This is a genomic window from Streptomyces zinciresistens K42, from assembly GCF_000225525.1.
In the GTDB taxonomy this organism is placed as follows: domain Bacteria; phylum Actinomycetota; class Actinomycetes; order Streptomycetales; family Streptomycetaceae; genus Streptomyces; species Streptomyces zinciresistens.
Window position 1 is genome coordinate 1 of the sequence record NZ_AGBF01000455.1, and the last position, 1,064, is coordinate 1,064.

General features: G+C 66.7%; 1 protein-coding gene. It reads right to left on the minus strand.

Translation table 11 applies throughout. The features are described from left to right. Window positions 1–34 precede the first annotated feature (34 nt). The coding region (locus tag SZN_RS37170) for an IS3 family transposase (protein ID WP_078509107.1) at window positions 35–1,064 on the minus strand (1,030 nt) is incomplete at its 5' end.

Consider the following 1,064-nt stretch of genomic DNA (forward strand, 5'->3'; position numbering starts at 1 on the left):
GGTAGTTGTCAAGTCAAATGAGACGTTCGTGTGGCTATGAAACTTGTGGTTCGGGTTCCCTGCGTTTTGCCGGATTGTTGATCCATGCCTGGCCGGGTATCTCGGGTGGCTTCGGGCGGCGGGCGAAGCGTTCGGGGTGGCGCTCGTATGCCTCGTCGAGAGCGGCGGCCCGCTGATCGCGGACTTCCTCTGCGGTGCCGAAGTGAACAGAGGCGGGGGTATGCAGGCCGATCCCGGAGTGCCTGTGGTCGTGGTTGTGGTAGGTGATGAAGGCGTCCATCCACTCGCGGGCATGGGCCAGCGAATCGAACCGTTCCGGGTAATCGGCGGTGTACTTCGTGGTCCTGAACTGGCTTTCCGAGTACGGATTGTCGTTGCTGACCCTGGGGCGCGAGTGACTCCTGGTGATGCCGAGGTCGATCAGCAGCTGGGAGACCTTCTTGCTTGTCATCGAGGTTCCGCGGTCCGCGTGCACCGTCTCGGGCACGATCCCGTTGCGCTCGATCGTCTCGCGGATCAACTCCTCGGCCCGATCAGCCGATTCGGCCCGCTCGACGGTGTGGCCGACGATGTAGCGGCTGAAGATGTCGATGATGACGTAGGCGTGGTGCCAGATGCCTTTGTCCGGGCCGGGCAGCTTGGTGATGTCCCAGGTGAAGACCTGCGACGGGCCGGTCGCCACCAGTTCGGGGATCGCCCTGGGCGGGTGGGTGGCCTGGCGGCGGCGTTCGCCGTTCTGCCCGGCGGCGGACAGGATCCGGTACATCGTCCGCTCCGAACACCAGTACTTCCCCGCGTCCAGCTCACGCGCCCACACCTGCGCGGGAGGCAGGTCGGCGTACTCCGGCCGGTTCAACAGCGCCAGGATCTCGGCCCGCTCGGCCGGTGAGAGGGCCGAAGCGGGCGCGGGTCTCGGGGACGGTGCGGACTTCGCCTTCGGGTTGAGGTGGCGGTAGTGGGTGGCGCGTGAGCGCCCGGTCAGCCGGCAGGCCGCCGTGGTCCCCAACTGGCCCTGCACGCCCGCGAACGCTTCGTCGATCACGGGCGCGGCGGCGTGCTTCAGT